The organism is Streptomyces sp. NRRL F-5650, from assembly GCF_000721365.1.
Classification (GTDB): Bacteria; Actinomycetota; Actinomycetes; order Streptomycetales; family Streptomycetaceae; genus Streptomyces; species Streptomyces ardesiacus.
The window spans coordinates 1-18,950 of record NZ_JOGV01000009.1 but is presented as its reverse complement, the minus strand read 5'-3'; the positions used below and the strand labels follow the sequence as shown (position 1 = coordinate 18,950).

The window sequence follows — 18,950 nt, the reverse complement described above, 5'->3', positions numbered from 1 at the left end:
AATCGGGGATCGGGGATCGGGGATCGGGGAATCAGGAAATCGGGGGATCGGGGATCGTGGAGAGAGTCGGGGAGGAGAATCCCGGACACGGGCGGGAGCGGTGGAATGCGGGTCGGCCTTTCCCCGCCCCCGACGCCCCCTACACGGCCGGCGCCGAGCCGGCCGGGGACGCCGGCGCCACCCAGCTCCGGCCGAACCGGTACCAGGTCTCCTGGCGCAGGAATTCCAGCAGGGCGGTCTCCGCGAGGCCCGCGCCGGGGCGGACCGAGGCGACGACGGGCTGCGAGACGGCCGGGGACAGCGGGCGCACCAGGTGCTCGTGACCGGGCGGCACCGCGGAGGCCGGGACGACCGTCACCCCCAGGCCGTGCGCCGCCCAGCGCACCGCCGTCGCCGTCTGGGAGACACGGGCGACCGTGGTCGGGGCGAGCGCGTTGTCCCGCAGCACGTCCGCCAGGACGCCGTCGAGCGCGCTCGCCGGGTCGAACCGCACCCACGGCTCCCGCTCCAGCTCCCGCAGCGCCACGCGGTCCGCGGCGAGCGCCGGGTGCCCGGCGGGCAGGACGACGACGAACTCCTCGTCGCCGAGGTGGTGGCCGTCGTACAGGCCCTCCTCGCACGGCCCGGCCATCAGGGCGAGGTCGAGGACGCCCCCGCGCGCCAGCCGCTCCAGCTCGGTCGGGTTCGGCTCCTCGAAGACGGTGACCTCCAGGCGCGGGAAGCGGCGGCGCAGCGCGCTCAGGGCGCCCGGCAACTGCCGGGCGCCCAGCCCCATCTGCACCGCCACGACCAGCTCGCCCACCAGCTCGTCGGCACCGGCCCGCGCCGTCGCCCGCGCCCGGCGCGCGGCGTTCATGGCGACCTCCGCCTCGCGCAGGAAGGCACGGCCGGCCACGGTGGGCACCAGACCGGTCGGCGTACGGGAGAACAGCTCCACGCCGAGGTCCCGCTCCAGGCCGCGGATCTGTTGGGAGACCGAGGGCTGGGCGACGCGCAGCGCCTCCGCCGCCGCCGTCACCGAACCCTCCTCGGCGACGGCCAGGGCGTACTCGAACTGTCTCAGGCTCACCGGTTCCCCTGCCCCTCGCTCGCCAACTCGCCAACTCGCGTCTCGCCGCAAGCGTAGGCGAGCGCGCGCCGGGGCCGGGACGGGCGGCGGGGAACCGGCCGCCCGGCCCGTGCACCGCGCTCCACGCGCGCCGGCGGCTACGGCGCCACCGTCTCCACCCGCACCGCGCACACCTTGAACTCCGGCATCCGTGAAACCGGGTCCAGCGCCGGGTTGGTCAGCGTGTTGGCGCGGCCCTCGCCCGGCCAGTGGAAGGGCATGAACACGGTGTCGGGCCGGATGCCGGCGGTGATGCGGGCCGGGGCGACGGCCCGCCCCCGCCGGGACACGACCGCCAGCGGATCGCCCTCGGCCGCCCCCAGCCGCGCCGCCAGCCGCGGGTGCAGCTCCACGAAGGGTCCCGGCGCGGCGGCGTTCAGCTCGGCCACCCGCCGGGTCTGCGCCCCCGACTGGTACTGCGCCACGACCCGGCCCGTGGTCAGCAGCACCGGGTACTCCTCGTCCGGCTCCTCGGCGCTCGGACGGTGCGCGACGGGCGCGAAGCGGGCCCGGCCGTCGGGGGTGGCGAAACGGTCGAGGAAGAGGCGGGGGGTGCCCGGGTGGGGGACGTCGCCGCCGGCCGGGGCCGCCGGTTCCGCCGGGACCGCCGGGGTGCCGGGGCGGGGAGGGGCGTCGGTCGTGTGCGGTGGTGTGGTGTCCGCGCGGGGCGGGGCGCCGGTCGTGGGGGCCACGGTCGTGGGGGGCGGTGCATCGCTCGCGCGGAGCGCGCCCTGCGGGGCCGGGCAGGGCCAGAACACGCCGTTCTCCCGTTCCAGGCGCCGGTAGTCGATCCCGGAGTAGTCCGCCGGGCCGCCCGCGCTCGCCCGCCGCAGCTCCTCGAAGACCTCCTCGGGATCGACCGGGAACCCCTTCTCCACACAGAGCCGCCCGGCCAGCGCGTGCAGCACCTCCAGGTCGCCGCGGACCCCCTCCGGCGGGGTGACCGCGCGCCGCCGCAGCAGCACCCGCCCCTCCAGGTTCGTCGTGGTCCCCGTCTCCTCCGCCCACTGCGTCACCGGCAGCACCACGTCCGCCAGCCGCGCCGTCTCGGAGAGCACCACGTCGCACACGGCGAGGAAGTCCAGCGACCGCAGCCGCTCCTCCACGTGCGCGGCCCGGGGCGCCGAGACGACCGGGTTGGACCCCATCACCAGCAGCGACCTGACGTCCGTCCCCAGGGCGTCCAGCAGCTCGTACGCGCTGCGCCCCGGCCCCGGCAGCGCGTCCGGGTCCACGCCCCACACCCCGGCCACGTGCCGCCGCGCGGCCGGGTCGGTGAGCTTGCGGTAGCCCGGCAACTGGTCGGCCTTCTGCCCGTGTTCGCGTCCGCCCTGCCCGTTGCCCTGCCCGGTCAGGCAGCCGTACCCCGACAGGGGCCGCCCGGCCCGCCCGGTCGCCAGGCACAGGTTGATCCACGCGCCCACCGTGTCCGTGCCCTTGGCCTGCTGCTCGGGCCCCCGCGCGGTCAGCACCATCGCCGCCTCCGGTGTGCAGAACAGCCTTACCGCTTCCCGCAGTTCGGGTACCGACACGCCCGTGATCCGCTCCACCTGCTCCGGCCAGTGCGCCATCGCCGCCGCCCGCGCCTCCTCCCAGCCGGACGTGCGCTCCTCGACGTACGCCTCGTCGACCCGCCCCTCGGCGACCACCAGGTGCAGCAGGCCCAGCGCGAGGGCGAGGTCGGTGCCGGGCCGGGGCGCCAGGTGCAGGTCGGCCTGCTCGGCGGTCCGCGTGCGGCGCGGGTCGACGACGATCAGCGTGCCGCCGTTCTCCCGCAGTTCGGTGAAGTAGCGCAGGGACGGTGGCATCGTCTCGGCCGGGTTCGATCCGACGAGGATCACGCACCCGGTCCTCGGGATGTCCTCCAGCGGGAACGGCAGCCCCCGGTCGAGCCCGAACGCCCGCGTCCCGGCCGCCGCGGCCGACGACATGCAGAACCGCCCGTTGTAGTCGATCTGCGAGGTGCCGAGGACCACCCGGGCGAACTTGCCCAGCGCGTACGCCTTCTCGTTGGTCAGCCCGCCCCCGCCGAACACCCCGAGCGCGTCCGCGCCGTGCTCCGCCCGCGTGCGCTCGAGGCTCCCGGCGATCCGGTCCAGCGCCTCGTCCCACCCGGCCGGCACCAGCGCGCCGCCCTCCGACCGCACCAGCGGCGAGGTCAGCCGCACCCCGGGCGCGAGCACCTCCGCCGCCGTACGCCCCTTGCCGCACAGCGCGCCCCGGTTCACCGGGAAGTCCGCCCGCTCGGACACCTCGACGGTCCCGCCCTCGACGGGCGTCAGGTTCATCCCGCACTGCAGGGCGCAGTACGGGCAGTGCGTGGGTGTGCTGGCGGGGCTGCGCGTGCCGGTGTTCTGCATGCCGCCCAGCCTGCGGGCGCCGTGTTACGCGCCCGGGCGACGCCCTGTTACACGGCGGGGACGACGGCCTCCCCGGCGCGGTGCGGCGACGGTGAGGGCGGAGAGACCCGGCGGGGCGCGGGGCGGGACGGCGCAGCGGAGGGCGGTGCGGCGCAGAGCGGGACAGGACGGTGCGGTGCAGAGCGGGACAGTGCGGCGCGGGGAGGGACGGTGCGGGGCGGGACGGTGCGGTGCGGGCGGCGTCACCCCGCGTAGGCGAGGGCGGCGTCACCCCGTGTCGGCGAGGGCGCGTCTCACGCCGGGCTCCTTCGGGCCGAGGAAGCGCGGGTCCGGCTCGAAGACCGCGTCCAGCGCCGCCTTGCCCGCCGCGAGGATCTCCCGCGCGCCCCCGTAGTACCAGGTCACGTCGTGCCGGTCGTCGACCCCGACGCCGTACGACGTCACCCCCGCCTCCTGGCACAGCGCGACCGCCCGCCGGATGTGGAAGCCCTGGCTGATCAGCACGGCCCGGTCGACGCCGAAGACCTTCTTCGCCCGCACGCAGGAGTCCCAGGTGTCGAAGCCCGCGTAGTCGCCGACGATCCGCCCGTCCGGGACGCCGTGCCGGACCAGGTAGGCGCGCATCGCGTCCGGCTCGTCGTACTCCTCGCGGCTGTTGTCCCCGGTCACGAGCACCACCTCGATCCGCCCCGCCCGGTACAGCTCCGCCGCCGCGTCCAGCCGGTGCGCGAGGTACGGCGACGGCTCCCCGTCCCACAGGCCGGCGCCGAAGACGACGGCGACGTCGGTGGGCGGCACGTCGGCGACGGTGCGCAGCCGGTCGTCCGTCACGACGCGCAGCCACGCGCTCGGCAGCAGGGCCAGCACACACCCGGCCACCACCACCCGCACCAGTCGCCGCTGCCCCTTGCGGGTGCGCGGAAGGCGCGGTCTGCGAAGCCTCGGGCGGCGCATGCGGACGGTCCCCTCCCCGGTCGGTTCCTGCCACCAGGGACGTCCGGGGCGGCCGTCCGGTTCGCCGCCGCTCACACGGACGGTCCCGCGCCGTGTGAACCGACGGAAAACCCCCGTGACACCCACGCAACGGGGAGGCAATCTCCGGCCGTCATCCTCGGTGCATGACGGTGACGACAGTGACGGGCAACAGGACCGCGGCGCCCCCCGGCGGCGGCGCCCCCGGCCTGGTCGTCGTCGCCCACGGCAGCCGTGACCCCCGCGCCCTGAGCACCGTACGGGCCCTCCTCGACCGGGTCCGCGCCCTGCGCCCCGCCCTGCCGGTGCACCTGGGCCACGTCGAGCTGAACGAGCCCCTGCTGCCGGACACGCTCGCCGCGCTCGGCGACGGGGCGGCGGTCCTCGTCCCGCTCCTGCTCAGCCGCGGCCACCACGTCAAGCGGGACATCCCGGAGACGGCCGCGCTCTCCCCGGCCCGCACCCGCGTGGCCGCCCCGCTCGGCCCGCACCCTCTCCTGGTGGACGCCCTGCACGCCCGCCTCACGGAGGCCGGCTGGCCCGCCCACCCGGGCCCGGGCCACGCCGTCGTCCTGGCCTCGGCGGGCTCCCGGGACCCGGAGTCCCGCGCGGACACGGCCCGCACGGCAGCGCTCCTCGCCGCCCGCCTCGGCGTCCCGGTCGTCCCGGCGTACGCCTCGGCGGCGACCCCGACGGTCCCGCAGGCCGTCCGCACCCTGACGACCCGGGGCCACCGCCACGTCGCCGTCGCCGCCTGCTTCACCGCCCCGGGCCGCTTCGCGACCGAGTGCGCGGCGGCGGCCCCGTGGATCACGTCGGCCCCCTTGGGCACCCACCCGTCGATGGCCCGCCTACTGCTCCACCGCTACGACGAGGCGGTGAAAGCCGGCAGCGACTTGAAATCCGGGGCGATGGCCACCCCCTGAGGGGCACGGGGCGGGTCGACCTGCGGCTCCGCCGCGTGCGCGCGACAAGCGCACGACAAGCCACGGACGGCCCGCGACCGCGCGACTACCGAACCCGGCAGCCGAGCAGGCCCCCACCTGTCACACCTTCCCCTTACTGTTCATGACATGGAAGGCACCCGCACCGCACCCCCCTACGACCCGGCGTCAGCCGCCCGCTACGCCCCCGAACCCGACAAACGCCCCGGCCGCACCGCCTTCCAACGCGACCGCGCCCGCATCCTGCACTCCGCCGCGCTGCGCCGCCTCGCCGGGAAGACGCAGGTCGTCGCGCCCGGGGAGGGCAGCCCCGTCTGGGACGCCAGTCCCCGCACCCGGCTCACGCACTCCCTGGAGTGCGCCCAGGTCGGCCGGGAGCTGGGCGCGGCCCTCGGGTGCGACCCGGACCTCGTCGAGGCGGCCTGCCTCGCGCACGACCTGGGCCACCCGCCCTTCGGGCACAACGGCGAACAGGCGCTCAACGCGTTCGCCGAGGACTGCGGCGGCTTCGAGGGCAACGCCCAGTCGCTCAGGCTCCTGACCCGCATCGAGCCCAAGCGGTTCACCGAGGAGGGCTCGGTCGGCCTCAACCTCACCCGCGCCACCCTCGACGCCGCCACCAAGTACCCGTGGCCGCGCGGCGCCCACCCCACCGACCCGGCGTCACCCAAGTTCGGCGTCTACGACGACGACCGGCCCGTCTTCGAGTGGCTCCGCGAGGACGCCCCCGGCGCCCGCACCTGCTTCGAGGCCCAGGTCATGGACTGGGCCGACGACGTGGCGTACTCCGTGCACGACGTCGAGGACGGCCTGCACGCCGGCCACATCGACCCGAACTGCCTGCTCGCCGACCCCGAGCGGGAGGCCGTGTTCGACGTGGCCGTCGGACGCTACGTCCCCGCCGGCACCGACCACGCGGAACTGGGCGCCGCGCTCGACCGGCTCCTCGCCCAGGACTGGTGGCCGCACGGCTACGACGGTTCCGCGGCCGCCCAGGCCCGCCTCAAGGACGCCACCAGCCAGCTCATCGGCCGCTTCTGCCTGGCCGCCGAGGCCGCCACCCGGGCGGCGTACGGGGGCGGCCGGCTCACCCGGTACGGCGCCGAGCTGGTCGTCCCCCGCGGGACCCGCATGGAGTGCGCCGTCCTCAAGGCGGTCGCCGTCCGGTACGTCATGCAGCGCACCGAGCAGGAGCGGCTCCGCGCCGACCAGCGCATCGTCGTCGCGGAACTGGCGCAGGCGCTGACCGCCCGCGCCCCCGACGGGCTCGACCCCCAGTTCCGCGCCCTGTTCGACGCGGCCGACGGCGACCGGGCGCGCAAACGGGTGATCGTCGACCAGATCGCCTCCCTCACCGACGCCTCGGCCCGCTCGCTTCACGCCCGTCTGACGGGGCATCCATGACACTGGCGGCGGGACAGGTGCGGCCCGGCGGCGTCCAGGGCGCCCGAAACGTGGTACTCGGGCGGTCGGAACGCGGCAGGCCGTGGCCTGAACGGGTCCTTCCCCCTTCCCGCACCACGCCACGTGCGGGACGCTCGCATGTGGCGGCACCCTGACGAGGAGGCAGACAAGTGGTCGACGCGGATCAGACATTCGTCATCGTCGGAGGCGGCCTGGCGGGCGCGAAAGCGGCCGAGACGCTCCGCACGGAGGGCTTCACCGGACGGGTGATCCTCATCTGCGACGAACGCGACCACCCCTACGAGCGCCCGCCGCTGTCCAAGGGCTACCTCCTCGGCAAGGAGGAACGCGACAGCGTCTTCGTGCACGAGCCCGCCTGGTACGCCCGGCACGACATCGAGCTGCACCTCGGCCAGACCGTCGTCGCGATCGACCGCGCCGCCAGGACCGTCCACTACGGCGACGACGGCACCCACGTCAGGTACGACAAACTGCTCCTGGCGACCGGCGCCGAGCCCCGCCGCCTCGACGTCCCCGGCACCGACCTGGCGGGCGTCCACCACCTGCGCCGCCTGGCCCACGCCGAGCGCCTCAAGGGCGTCCTCACCTCGCTGGGCCGGGACAACGGCCACCTCGTGGTCGCCGGGGCCGGCTGGATCGGCCTGGAGGTCGCGGCGGCGGCCCGCGAGTACGGGGCGGAGGTCACCGTCGTCGAGCCGGCCCCCACGCCGCTGCACGGCGTCCTCGGTCCCGAGCTGGGCTCCGTCTTCACCGAGCTGCACGAGGCGCACGGCGTGCGCTTCCGCTTCGGCGTGGAGCTCACCGAGATCGTCGGCCAGGACGGCATGGTGCTCGCCGCCCGCACCGACGACGGCGAGGAACACCCCGCGCACGACGTGCTCGCCGCGATCGGCGCCGCCCCGCGCACCTCGCTGGCCCAGGCCGCCGGACTGGAGATCGCCGACCGCGCCCACGGCGGCGGCATCGTCGTCGACGCGGACCTGCGCACCTCCGACCCCGACATCCACGCGGCCGGCGACGTCGCCTCCTTCCACCACGCCCTCTTCGACACCCGCCTGCGCGTGGAGCACTGGGCCAACGCCCTCAACGGCGGCCCGGCCGCCGCCCGCGCGATGCTCGGCAGGGGCCAGGCCCACGAGCGCGTGCCCTACTTCTTCACCGACCAGTACGACCTGGGCATGGAGTACTCCGGCTGGGCGCCCGCCGGGTCGTACGACCAGGTGGTGATCCGCGGCGACGCGGCCAAGCGCGAGTTCATCGCCTTCTGGGTGAAGGACGACCGGGTGCTGGCCGGGATGAACGTCAACGTGTGGGACGTCACGGAGCCGATCCAGCAGTTGATCCGCTCGAAGACGCGGGTGGACACGGAGGCGCTGGCGAACCCGCGCGTACCGCTCGAAAGCCTCGTCGCATAGCTGTCGTACCGTCGCCGTAGACTTCGGGGCGTGGCAGGACGGATCAACGACGAGGACGTGAAGGCGGTACGGGACGCGGTCCCGATCGACGCCGTCGTCTCGGAGTACCTCCAGCTACGCAACGCGGGCGGCGGCAACCTGAAGGGCCTGTGCCCCTTCCACGACGAGAAGTCCCCGTCCTTCCAGGTCAGCCCGAGCAAGGGGTTCTTCCACTGCTTCGGCTGCCAGGAGGGCGGCGACACCATCACGTTCGTGATGAAGATCGACCACCTCACCTTCTCGGAGGCGGTCGAGCGCCTGGCCGGCCAGGCCGGCATCACGCTGCGGTACGAGGAGGGCGGCTACAACCCCTCCCACCAGCGCGGGGAGCGCATCCGCCTGGTCGAGGCCCACAAGATCGCCGCCGAGTGGTACGCGGAACAGCTCGCGACCGGCCCCGAGGCGGAGACCGGCCGGGTCTTCCTCGCCGAGCGCGGCTTCGACCAGTCGGCGGCCGTCCACTTCGGCGTCGGCTACAGCCCCCAGGGCTGGGACCACCTCACCCGCTACCTGCGCGGCAAGGGCTTCAGCGACAAGGAGCTGCTGCTGTCCGGCCTCTCCCAGGAGGGCCGCCGCGGCCCCATCGACCGCTTCCGGGGCCGGCTGATGTGGCCCATCCGCGACATCGGCGGCGACGTCGTCGGCTTCGGCGCCCGCAAGCTCTACGAGGCGGACAACGGCCCGAAGTACCTGAACACCCCCGAGACCGCGATCTACAAGAAGTCCCAGGTCCTCTACGGCATCGACCTCGCCAAGAAGGACATCGCCAAGGCGTCCCGCGCGGTCGTCGTCGAGGGCTACACCGACGTCATGGCCTGCCACTTGGCCGGCGTCACCACCGCCATCGCCACCTGCGGCACCGCCTTCGGCGGCGACCACATCAAGATCCTGCGCCGGCTGCTGATGGACAACGGCTCGGCCCGGGTGATCTTCACCTTCGACGGCGACGCGGCCGGACAGAAGGCTGCCCTGCGCGCCTTCGAGGACGACCAGAAGTTCGCCGCCGAGACCTACATCGCCATCGCCCCCGACGGCATGGACCCCTGCGACCTGCGCCTGGCCAAGGGCGACGAGGCGGTCGCCGACCTGGTCGAGCCGCGCACCCCGCTCTTCGAGTTCGCGCTCCGCCAGATCGTGAGCCGCTACGACCTGGACACCCCGGCCGGCCGCGCGGCGGCCCTGGACGAGGCCGCCCCGGTCGTCGCCCGGATCAAGAACAGCGGCGCGCAGCACGAGGTCGCCGTGCAGCTCGCCGGGATGCTCGGCATCCTCGACACCCAGTTCGTGGTCCGCCGGATCTCCCAGCTCGCCCGCTGGGCCCGCGACCGCGGCGGCAAGGGCCCCGCCCCCGACCAGCGTCAGCGCGGCGCCGCCCCGCAGCAGACCGCACCCGTCACGGCCGCCCCCCGGGGCCCCGCCCTCAACCTGCGCAACCCGGTCTTCGCCACCGAACGCGAGCTGCTCAAGCTCGCCCTCCAGCGCCCGGAGCTGGTCTCCCCGGCCTTCGACGCGTACGGCGTCGACGAGTTCACCGCCCCGCCCTACGCCGCCGTGCGCGAGGCGATCCTGGAGGCCGGCGGCGCCGAGTTCGGCGTCCAGGACCCCCAGGACTACCTGGTCCGCGTCCGCGAGGCCGCCCCCGACGACGCCGTCCGCGCCATGGTCACCGAACTCGCGGTCGAGGCGATCATGCTGCACCGCGGCGTCAAGGACGTCGACGAGACCTACGCCGGCGCCCAACTGGTCACGGTCCGCCGCCGCGCCGTGGAACGCCGCATCCGCGACATCACCGGCCGCCTCACCCGCCTCGCCACCCACGCCGACCCCGCCGAACTGGCCGCCGTGCAGAACGAGCTGTGGATCCTCCAGCAGTACGACCAGAACCTGCGCGAACACGGCGCGGCTGCGCTCTAGGACGGCCCCGGGGAACACCCGCGGGTCACCCGTCGGTCACGGACCGGACGCAAAAAGTCATCGCACGCCCCTCGTGGCGGTGATGTGTCGTACCCCACACTGGGGGCGGTACCCGAGTGCACGCGTGCGAGGCGGACGGCGGTGAGCGAGCCGGCTCCGCCCCCGTCGTACTGCCGCCGGCCCCCCCACCGGCCGCGTCCCTCCTGGAGGTCGCCCCCGTGCAGACCCAGACCCTCACCCAGACCGACACCGGTACCGGCGGTGCGGAGCCGGACGCCGAGCGCGGCCCGCTCGACGCGCTGCCGGCGCAGCCCGGTGCGGGGCCGGCCGCGCACCACCCGGACGGCCCGGCGGACCTGGCCGCGCCCGTCGAACCGCCGCCGCCCACCCGTACCGAGTCCGGCGGCCCCTCCTCCGACCTGTTCCGGCAGTACCTGCGCGAGATCGGGCGGATCCCGCTGCTCTCCGCGGCCGAGGAGGTCGACCTCGCCCGGCGGGTGGAGGCGGGCCTGTTCGCCGAGGACAAACTGCGCCGCACCCCCGGTCTGGACGAACGCCTCGCCCTCGACCTCGACCGGCTCGTCGTCATGGGCCGCGTCGCCAAGCGCCGGCTGATCGAGGCCAACCTGCGGCTCGTGGTGTCGGTCGCCAAGCGGTACGTCGGGCGCGGGCTGACCATGCTCGACCTGGTCCAGGAGGGGAACCTGGGCCTGATCCGGGCCGTCGAGAAGTTCGACTACACCCGCGGCTACAAGTTCTCGACCTACGCCACCTGGTGGATCCGCCAGGCCATGTCCCGCGCCCTGGCCGACCAGGCCCGCACCATCCGCGTCCCCGTCCACGTCGTCGAACTCATCAACCGGGTCGTCCGCGTCCAGCGCCGCATGCTCCAGGAACGCGGCTACGAGCCGACCCCGCAGGAGGTCGCCGCCCACCTGGACCTGCCCGCCGAGCGCGTCGGCGAGGTGCTGCGCCTGGCCCAGGAACCGGTGTCGCTGTACACGCCGGTGGGCGAGGAGGACGACCTCGCCCTCGGCGACCTCATCGAGGACGGCGACGCCGCCAGCCCCGTCGAGTCGGCCGCGTTCCTGCTGCTGCGCCAGCACCTGGAGGCGGTGCTCTCCACCCTCGGCGAACGCGAACGCAAGGTCGTCCAGCTCCGCTACGGCCTCGTCGACGGCCGCCCCCGCACCCTGGAGGAGATAGGCCGCCTCTTCGGCGTCACCCGCGAACGCATCCGCCAGATCGAGTCCAAAACCCTCGGCAAACTCCGCGACCACACTTACGCGGACCAGCTAAGAGGCTATCTGGACTAGGGGGTTGGGGGTGTCGTTCGGATCGGGCCGGCTCCGGGCGACGGCTCACCCCACCTCGGCCACAGCCTCCGCGAACTGCGCCTTGTACAGCCGCGCGTAGGCGCCCTCCGCGGCCAGCAGCTCCGCATGCGCCCCCTGCTCCACGATCGCCCCGTCCTCCATCACGAGAATCGTGTCCGCGTCCCGGATCGTCGACAGGCGGTGCGCGATCACGAACGACGTCCGCCCGTGCGCGAGCTTCGCCATCGCCTTCTGGATCAGCACCTCCGTCCGCGTGTCCACGGACGACGTCGCCTCGTCGAGCACGAGGATCACCGGGTCGGACAGGAACGCCCGCGCGATGGTGATCAACTGCTTCTCACCGGCGCTCACCCCCGTGCCCTCGTCGTCGATCACCGTGTCGTAGCCGTCGGGCAGCGTCCGTACGAACCGGTCGGCGTGCGCGGCCCGCGCGGCCTCCTCGATCTCGCCGCGGGTGACGTCCCGCGAGGCCCCGTAGGCGATGTTCTCCGCGATCGTGCCGCCGAACAGCCACGTGTCCTGGAGCACCATGCCGATGCCGGCCCGCAGCTCGTCCCGGGACATCTTCGCGATGTCGACGCCGTCCAGGGTGATCCGCCCGCCGGAGACCTCGTAGAACCGCATCAGGAGGTTGACCAGCGTGGTCTTGCCCGCGCCCGTCGGGCCGACGATGGCGACCGTGTGACCCGGTTCCACCTTCAGCGAGAGGTTCTCGATCAGCGGCCGGTCGGGGTCGTAGCGGAAGGAGACGTGCTCCAGCTCCACTCGCCCGCGCAGGTCCTCCGGCCGGGCGCCCGGGATGGGGTCCGCCGACTGCTCCCCGGCGTCGAGGAGTTCGAAGATCCGCTCCGCCGACGCCACCCCCGACTGCACCAGGTTCGCCATCGACGCGACCTGCGTCAGCGGCGTCGAGAACTGCCGGGAGTACTGGATGAAGGCCTGCACGTCGCCGATGGAGAGCTGGCCCGAGGCCACCCGCAGTCCGCCGACCACCGCGACCAGCACGTAGTTCAGGTTGGACACGCACATCATCAGCGGCTGCATGATCCCGCTGTTGAACTGCGCCTTGAACCCGGCCTCGAACAGCGCGTCGTTCTGCTCGGCGAACTGCTTCGCCGACTCCTCCTGCCGCCCGAAGACCTTCACCAGCGCGTGCCCGGTGTACATCTCCTCGATGTGCGCGTTGAGCTGCCCCGTCGAACGCCACTGCTGCACGAACTGCGGCTGCGACCGCTTGCCCACCCGCGTGGCCACGACGAACGACAGCGGCACGGTCACCAGCGCGACCAGCGCCAGGATCCAGGAGACGTAGAACATCATCGCCAGCACGCCGATGATGGTGAGCAGCGAGTTGATGAGCTGGCCCATCGACTGCTGGAGCGTCTGCCCGATGTTGTCGATGTCGTTGGTGGCGCGGCTGAGCACCTCGCCGCGCTGCCGCTTGTCGAAGTACGACAGCGGCAGCCGGGACAGCTTCGTCTGCACGTCCTCGCGCAGCCGGAACATCGTCCGGTTGACCGCGCGGTTCACCAGGCGCGTGGCCACCGCCATCAGCAGCCCGGCCACCGCGAACGTCGCCAGCGCCAGCAGCAGCACCCGGCCGACCGCACCGAAGTCGATGCCCTGGCCCGGGGTGAAGTCCGTACTGCGGAGCATGTCGGCGATGTTGCCGTCACCGCGCTCCCGCATCGAGTCCAGGACCTGTTCCTTCGTGGCCCCGGACGGCATGTCCCGCCCGACGATGCCCGCGAAGACCAGGTCGGTGGCCCGGCCGAGGATCTTCGGCCCGATCACGTTGAGCCCGACGCTGACGACCACGCACGACAGCAGCGTGAACAGCGTCGCCCGCTCCGGACGGAACTGGGCGACGAGCCGCTTGCTCGACCCCTTGAAGTCCATCGAACGCTGGTCGGGTCCGCCCCCGGCCATCATGCGACCCGCAGGACCGGCCATCAGGCAGCCTCCGCTTCCGTGAGCTGGGAGAGAACGATCTCCCGGTAGGTCTCGTTGTCCGCCATCAGCTCGTGGTGCCGGCCCACGCCGACCACCCGTCCCTCGTCCAGTACGACGATCCGGTCCGCGTCCCGGATGGTCGCCACCCGCTGCGCCACGATGACCACGGTCGCCTCGGCGGTCTCGCGGGCCAGCTCGGTCCTGAGCGCCGCGTCGGTGGCGTAGTCGAGGGCGGAGAAGGAGTCGTCGAAGAGGTAGATCTCCGGGCGCTGGGCCAGCGTCCGCGCGATGGCGAGCCGCTGGCGCTGGCCGCCGGAGACGTTGGTGCCGCCCTGCGCGACGGGCGCGTCGAGCCCGCCCTCCAGCTCGGAGACGAACTCCTTGGCCTGCGCCACCGCCAGCGCGTGCCACAGCTCCTCGTCGGTCGCGTCCGGATTGCCGTAGCGCAGGTTGGTCGCGACGGTGCCGGCGAAGAGGTACGGCTTCTGCGGCACCAGGCTCACCACCTTGGCCAGCGTCTTCGGATCGACGGTGCGCACGTCCACCCCGTTGACCAGGACCTCCCCGTCGGTGGCGTCGAAGAGGCGGGGGACCAGGCCCAGCAGGGTGGACTTGCCGCTGCCGGTCGAGCCGATGACGGCGGTCGTCTCGCCCGGCTTCGCCACCAGGTCGATGTTCCTGAGCACCGGCTCCTCGGCCCCGGGGTAGCGGAAGCCCGCCCCCCGGATCTCCAGGTGCCCGTGCCGGCGCAGCACGGTGACCGGTGCCACCGGCGGCACGACACTGCTCTCGGTGTCCAGGACCTCCTGGATGCGCTCGGCGCACACCTCGGCGCGCGGCACCATCATGAACATGAAGGTGGCCATCATCACGGACATGACGATCTGCATGAGGTAGGCGAGGAACGCCGTCAGGTCGCCGATCTGCATCCCGCCGCTGTCGATGCGGTGGGCGCCGAACCACACCACCGCGATGGACGACAGGTTCACCACCGTCATGACCACCGGGAACATCAGCGCCAGCAGGTTGCCGGTGCCGAGGGCCACCTCGGTCAGCTCGGTGTTGGCCTTGCGGAAGCGCTGCTGCTCGTACTCGTCGCGCACGAAGGCGCGGATGACGCGGTTGCCGGTGATCTGCTCGCGCAGCACCCGGTTCACCGTGTCCAGACGCACCTGCATCTTCCGGAACAGCGGGCGCAGCTTGCGCACGATCAGCGTCACGCAGACCGCCAGCACCGGCACGACGCCGAGCAGCACCCCGGACAGCGGCACGTCCAGGCCGAGCGCCATCACGATGCCGCCCACGCACATGATCGGCGCCGACACCATCAGGGTGAACGTCATCAGGGCCAGCGTCTGGACCTGCTGCACGTCGTTGGTGGTCCGCGTGATCAGGGAGGGCGCGCCGAAGTGGCCCACCTCGCGCGCCGAGAAGGACTGCACCCGGTCGAAGACGGCACCGCGCAGGTCCCGGCCCAGCGCGGCGGCGGTGCGCGCGCCGTAGAAGACGGCACCGATGTTGCAGACCACCTGGGCCAGCGAGATGCCGATCATCAGGGCGCCGTAGCTCAGGATGTAGCCCGAGTCCCCGTTCACGACGCCGTTGTCGATGATGTCCGCGTTCAGGGTCGGCAGGTAGAGGGAGGCGCAGGTCTGCAGGAACTGCAGCGCCACCAGCAGGGCGATGGGTCTCTTGTACGGCCTCAGACAGGTCCGCAGTAGTCGTATGAGCACGCTGGGTCTCTCGGAGTCGGCGACAGGGGCCGCGGTTGGTTGCCCCTGGCCCCTATCGTCGAACACTCCGCCCGCGTTACCTCAACCGATTAACCCAAGAGCGCGGCAAATTCCGGCCTACGAGCGGTAAGCGCTCCCGTGCGTCACAGCGCTCCCGGGTGCGTCTGCTCGCGCACCGACACGAACTGCTGGCGCACGGCCTGGCCCACGGCCAGTTCCTCGCCCGGCTCCAGGACCTGCGCCACCGCGCCCTGCCAGGCCGGGGGAGTGCGCGGGTCCAGGGCGCCCCGGGAGACGCCGAGCGCCCAGGCCGCCTGCCGGGCCGCGCCCATCGCCGCGTAGTCCGCGGGCTGCGGCACGACGACCTGCGTCCCGAACAGCGCGGGCGCCGCCGCCTGCACGGCCGGCAGCTCGGCCGCCGCGCCCAGCAGGAACACCCGCCGTACGTCCACACCGCGCAGGCGCAGCACGTCCAGGGCGTCGGCGAGACCGCACAGCATGCCCTCGAACGCGGCCCGCGCCAGGTGCTCCGGCCTCATCGACTCGCGCCTGAGCCCGGCGAGCGTCCCGGCGGTGTGCGGCAGGTTCGGCGTCCGCTCGCCCTCCAGATAGGGGAGCAGCACCAGGCCGTGCGATCCGGGCGTCGACTTCATCGCCAGCTCGGACAGGCTCTCCAGGTCCGGCACACCGAGCAGTTCGGCGGTGCCGCGCAGGGTCCGCACGGCGTTCAGGGTGGTGACGACCGGCAGGTGCATGCCGGTGGCGTCGGCGAGCGCGGTGATCATCCCGGACTGGTCCACCAGCGGCTCGGTGTGCACGGCCATCACGGAACCGGAGGCGCCCAGCGACACCACCGCGTCGCCCAGACCGATGCCGAGCCCGAACGCGGCGGCCTGGGTCTCACCGGTACCGGCGGAGATCAGCAGCCCCTCGGGCGTCGTACCGGCCGCCTCGGCCGGGCCGATCACCTCGGGCAGCACCACCTGGTGGCCGAGCGCCAGCTCGACCAGGTCGGGCCGGTAGGCCCCGGTCGCGGCCGACCAGTACCCGGTGCCCGAGGCGCCGCCCCGGTCGGTGGTCCGCCGCACCGGCCGCCCGAGCAACTGCCACACCAGCCAGTCGTGGGCCTGGAGCAGGACGGCGGTCCGCGCGGCGGCCTCCGGCTCGCTCCGGGCCAGCCAGCGCAGCTTCGTCACCGGCTGCGCGGTCTGCGGCACCGAGCCGACGGCCTGCGCCCACGCCTCGCGCCCGCCGAGCGCGTCGATCAGGTCGGCCGCCGCGACCTGCGAGCGCTTGTCGCCGCCGACCAGGGCCGGGCGCACCGTGTTGCCCTGCGCGTCCAGCGGTACGACCGCGTTGGCCTGCGCCGAGACGCCGATCGCCTGCACGCCCTCGAGGAGTCCCCCGCCGGCCGCCTCCCCGAGGGACAGCAGCCACGCCTGCGGATCCACGTCCGCGGGCCGGCCGCCGCCCTCGGGGCTCTCCAGCGGGTGCGGCGCGTAGCCCTGGCGCAGCACGGCACCCGTGTCCGAATCGCAGACGACGATACGAGTGAAATCGGGCGAACTGTCCAACCCGGCGACTATCCCCATAGCCGAAATTCTGCCGCACCGGCCGCGGTGGCCGTACCGCCCGGGGGCTCAGGTGTTGCTCGTGCCCCAGTCGTCGGGACCGCTGCCGTTCGTGCCGCGCTCCCGCAGCGAGCGGACCCGGTGGGCGACCGAGTCGGGCATCCGGTCGCCGACCTTGGCGCTCACCACGTGGTACGCCTTGTCCGCGATGTGCCTGCCCTGCTGGGCCGCGGACTCCGCGGTGTTGCGCACGGCCGGGTTCTGCGCGACCTGCTGCGCGGACTTCCGCAACTGCTCGTATCGCTCCCGCCCGGCCTTCGTGCCGAGCACGTAACCCACCGCTAGTCCGACGACGAACGTGAGCCGGTAACGCATGGCGGCCACCCTTCCCTTCGCTGGCTCCGGGGTGCTGCGGAGTACCGATTGGCGGAGCACCCCCCTGGTTGCGCTAATGTATGTGTCGCAGCGAGCGCGCGCCCCCTGGCGGATACCCAGGCAGACGCGTTCGATGCGATACGAGACTTTCCTCGGTAGCTCAATTGGCAGAGCAGCCGGCTGTTAACCGGCAGGTTACTGGTTCGAGTCCAGTCCGGGGAGCTCGGTCCTCCGTAGCTCAATTGGCAGAGCAGCCGGCTGTTAACCGGCAGGTTACTGGTTCGAGTCCAGTCGGGGGAGCGTGGTGAACGAGGGCCCTTCGGGGTCCTTTTTCATGTGCCCTCACGACTCGGGAACCATGCGGCACGCTGCGGAGTCCTCAAGGTCATGAAGGCAGCCGTGGAAGCCGACCATCCGAGGCAGGAGATCGTATGAGCGGCTATGCTGCGGCAGACGGCGCGCACACGTGTACGCGACACGCCGCACTGGGGCGGTAGCTCAGCCGGTTAGAGCAGCGGACTCATAATCCGTCGGCCGTGGGTTCGAGTCCCACCCGCCCCACTCGTGAGCCTTGCCGCAGGAACGTTTTCACCTGCGGCGAGGCCTGAAACCTGGTGGGGGAGAGCAGGGCCCGGCCGCCGCAGAGATCGTCGGCTCCGGTTCTTCGTCGGTGACCAGGACAGCGCCTCGACGTCGAAGTGGCCGGGATCGTAGGCAGGAGTCCTCCGTCTGCTTCCCGGCCCGTCCGGTCGCTGGGCAGCCGGTCCGGCCCGCAGGGCGGCCCCGGGGCTGGAAGCTCGTCGTTCGTCGGCCGTGGGGGCGGCGGGTGAGCTGTGGGGGCAAAGACCGGTGGTGGTCTTGGTGGCTCGGCCCAATGCCGGGCGGGCCGTCGTCCCTAGGCTTGTGGTGACGGCTGAGCGCTGCTCCGCAGCGGCCGGCGTCCGCGGACCACCCCCTGACTGAGGAGCCGGTCATGTCTGCCTCGTTCGACGCGACGGAATTCCGGCGCACCCTCGGGCACCTGCCGACCGGAGTGACGGTCATCACGACCACGGGCGAGGGGGGCCGGCCCGTCGGCATGGCGTGCAACTCCTTCGTGTCCGTGTCGCTGGAGCCGCCGCTGGTCATGTTCTGCGCGGGCAACACGTCGTCGACCCTGGTCGACCTCCGGCGCAGCGGCACGTTCTGCGTGAACATCCTCGGTGCGGACCAGGGGCCGTTGTGCAAGCAGTTCTCGGTGAAGGGCGTGGACCGGTTCGCCTCGGTCCCCTGGACCGCCGCACCGGGCGGCCCGCAGCTCGGTGACGCGCTCGCCTGGGTCTCCTGTTCCATCGAGACGGAGCAGGCCGCCGGCGACCACGTGATCATCATCGCCGGTGTGACCGGGCTGCGGGTGAACCCGGACCAGCCCGACCCCCTGGTCTTCCACCGCGGCAGACTCGGGTCCTTCGCCGAGGCCGGCGAGAGGCCGCTCGGGCCGGGCGGGATGCTGCCCCGGCAGGGCAACCGCATCGTCGCGCTCGCTCCGGCGGCGGCCCACCGGCTCGTCGGGTAGCGGCCGCGGCCCGGTCCGCGCCCCTCTCTCCGCCCCCGCCTGCGGCCTCGGCCGCCGGGGGCCGTCCTCCGTCCGGTGACCGGAACGGTTCACTCCGCAGGAACCGTACGCTCCGCCGGGACGTTCTACGCGTGTTGCCGCAGCGAGTAAGACCTCGTAACACGATCTTGTTGAGGGCTTCCAGGCGTGTCGGACAGGTGTGACGATTCGGCCGTTCCGCGGAGATGAATACCCGGTGTCGGGTCTTCA

Annotated in this window: 13 protein-coding genes and 3 tRNA genes; 9 read left to right on the top strand and 7 right to left on the bottom strand. The window is 73.2% G+C overall.

Annotation, left to right across the window (positions count from 1 at the left end; translation table 11 throughout):
* Positions 1 to 139: 139 nt before the first annotated feature.
* The 3 genes from IG88_RS0110610 to IG88_RS0110600 form a co-directional block, all read right to left on the bottom strand.
* Positions 140 to 1,069: a LysR family transcriptional regulator gene (locus tag IG88_RS0110610; protein WP_031038026.1), complete on the bottom strand. Its 930-nt coding sequence runs from the start codon at positions 1,067 to 1,069 to the stop codon at positions 140 to 142.
* A 137-nt stretch (positions 1,070 to 1,206) separates the two neighbouring features.
* A complete protein-coding gene (locus tag IG88_RS0110605; protein ID WP_031038023.1) occupies positions 1,207 to 3,468 on the bottom strand; it encodes a molybdopterin oxidoreductase family protein in 2,262 nt (753 codons plus the stop codon).
* Between the two features lie 267 nt (positions 3,469 to 3,735).
* Positions 3,736 to 4,422 carry a SanA/YdcF family protein gene (locus IG88_RS0110600; protein WP_031038021.1) on the bottom strand — a complete coding sequence of 229 codons (687 nt, stop codon included), beginning with the start codon at positions 4,420 to 4,422 and terminating at the stop codon, positions 3,736 to 3,738.
* A gap of 164 nt (positions 4,423 to 4,586) precedes the next feature.
* Between IG88_RS0110600 and IG88_RS0110595 the strand changes: the two genes are divergently transcribed.
* The 5 genes from IG88_RS0110595 to IG88_RS0110575 all read left to right on the top strand — a co-directional run bounded on the left by IG88_RS0110595 (position 4,587) and on the right by IG88_RS0110575 (position 11,493).
* Positions 4,587 to 5,366 (top strand): sirohydrochlorin chelatase, encoded by a 780-nt coding sequence (locus IG88_RS0110595; protein WP_051851869.1) that lies wholly within the window; start codon positions 4,587 to 4,589, stop codon positions 5,364 to 5,366.
* Positions 5,367 to 5,513: 147 nt separating this feature from the next.
* Entirely contained in the window at positions 5,514 to 6,788 is a 1,275-nt protein-coding gene (locus tag IG88_RS0110590) for a deoxyguanosinetriphosphate triphosphohydrolase (RefSeq protein WP_031038017.1), read from the top strand.
* A gap of 170 nt (positions 6,789 to 6,958) precedes the next feature.
* The gene (locus IG88_RS0110585; protein WP_031038014.1) at positions 6,959 to 8,224 is read left to right on the top strand and encodes an NAD(P)/FAD-dependent oxidoreductase; all 1,266 of its coding nucleotides are present in this window, start codon (positions 6,959 to 6,961) and stop codon (positions 8,222 to 8,224) included.
* A gap of 30 nt (positions 8,225 to 8,254) precedes the next feature.
* Positions 8,255 to 10,177, top strand: coding sequence for a DNA primase (dnaG, locus tag IG88_RS0110580; protein WP_031038011.1), 1,923 nt, complete (start codon positions 8,255 to 8,257; stop codon positions 10,175 to 10,177).
* Positions 10,178 to 10,293: 116 nt separating this feature from the next.
* Positions 10,294 to 11,493, top strand: a complete 1,200-nt coding sequence (locus IG88_RS0110575; protein WP_420712081.1) for an RNA polymerase sigma factor — start codon at positions 10,294 to 10,296, stop codon at positions 11,491 to 11,493.
* 45 nt (positions 11,494 to 11,538) lie between these two features.
* Here the strand turns inward: IG88_RS0110575 and IG88_RS0110570 are convergent, their stop codons facing one another.
* The 4 genes from IG88_RS0110570 to IG88_RS0110555 all read right to left on the bottom strand — a co-directional run bounded on the left by IG88_RS0110570 (position 11,539) and on the right by IG88_RS0110555 (position 17,146).
* Entirely contained in the window at positions 11,539 to 13,467 is a 1,929-nt protein-coding gene (locus IG88_RS0110570) for an ABC transporter ATP-binding protein (RefSeq protein ID WP_031038005.1), read from the bottom strand.
* Positions 13,467 to 15,200 carry an ABC transporter ATP-binding protein gene (locus tag IG88_RS0110565; RefSeq protein WP_031038003.1) on the bottom strand — a complete coding sequence of 578 codons (1,734 nt, stop codon included), beginning with the start codon at positions 15,198 to 15,200 and terminating at the stop codon, positions 13,467 to 13,469. The genes IG88_RS0110570 and IG88_RS0110565 overlap by 1 nt, the downstream gene beginning before the upstream one ends.
* Positions 15,201 to 15,343: 143 nt before the next feature.
* On the bottom strand, positions 15,344 to 16,792 hold the full coding sequence (locus tag IG88_RS0110560; RefSeq protein ID WP_037835718.1) for a xylulokinase: 1,449 nt from the start codon (positions 16,790 to 16,792) through the stop codon (positions 15,344 to 15,346).
* Positions 16,793 to 16,840: 48 nt separating this feature from the next.
* Positions 16,841 to 17,146, bottom strand: a complete 306-nt coding sequence (locus IG88_RS0110555) for a YtxH domain-containing protein (protein ID WP_031037997.1) — start codon at positions 17,144 to 17,146, stop codon at positions 16,841 to 16,843.
* A gap of 149 nt (positions 17,147 to 17,295) precedes the next feature.
* On the opposite strand from IG88_RS0110555, the gene IG88_RS0110550 reads away from it, so the two are divergent.
* The 4 genes from IG88_RS0110550 to IG88_RS0110535 all read left to right on the top strand — a co-directional run bounded on the left by IG88_RS0110550 (position 17,296) and on the right by IG88_RS0110535 (position 18,701).
* A tRNA-Asn gene (locus IG88_RS0110550) sits at positions 17,296 to 17,368 on the top strand.
* Positions 17,369 to 17,373: 5 nt separating this feature from the next.
* Positions 17,374 to 17,446, top strand: a tRNA-Asn gene (locus tag IG88_RS0110545).
* A gap of 187 nt (positions 17,447 to 17,633) precedes the next feature.
* Positions 17,634 to 17,707 (top strand) — tRNA-Ile (locus IG88_RS0110540).
* Between the two features lie 412 nt (positions 17,708 to 18,119).
* On the top strand, positions 18,120 to 18,701 hold the full coding sequence (locus IG88_RS0110535) for a flavin reductase family protein (RefSeq protein WP_078861463.1): 582 nt from the start codon (positions 18,120 to 18,122) through the stop codon (positions 18,699 to 18,701).
* The last annotated feature ends 249 nt before the right edge of the window (positions 18,702 to 18,950 follow it).